The organism is Streptomyces pseudogriseolus (assembly GCA_002154585.1).
Classification (GTDB): domain Bacteria; phylum Actinomycetota; class Actinomycetes; order Streptomycetales; family Streptomycetaceae; genus Streptomyces; species Streptomyces pseudogriseolus.
Map to the genome: position 1 here is coordinate 464 of MUNG01000441.1, position 444 is coordinate 907.

General features: G+C 68.7%; 1 protein-coding gene. It reads right to left on the bottom strand.

Annotation, left to right across the window (positions count from 1 at the left end):
• Positions 1 to 21: 21 nt before the first annotated feature.
• Positions 22 to 444 (bottom strand): MFS transporter (locus CCN29_RS30435; RefSeq protein WP_143661412.1); only part of this gene is annotated, 423 nt, incomplete at its 5' end.

Consider the following 444-nt stretch of genomic DNA (forward strand, 5'->3'; position numbering starts at 1 on the left):
GTGCGGGCGCGCTCCGCGCCGTCAGCCCTCGCCCAGCGGACGCGGGTTGGGCGTCACCTTCTTGGTCTTCGGGCGCCCCGGCGGGGTCAGGAACAGCGCCACGAACCCGGCGAACAGCGAGATGCTGCCCGCCAGCGAGAAGGCGCCGTTGTAGCCCCACGCGGCCACGACCACGGACCCCATGCCCGCGCCGAGCCCCGAGACCAGCTTGGAGCTGTACACCATGCCGTAGTTGGTGGCGTTGTTGTTCTCCCCGAAGTAGTCCGCGGTCAGCGCCGCGAACATCGGGAAGATGGCGCCGCCGCCGAAGCCGGAGACGGCGGAGAAGACCAGGAACAGCGGCAGGTTCTTGATCTCCGCCGACCAGATGATGCCGAACTGGGCCAGGCCCAGGATCACGCACACGTACAGCAGGCACTTCTTGCGGCCGTACAGGTCGGAGAG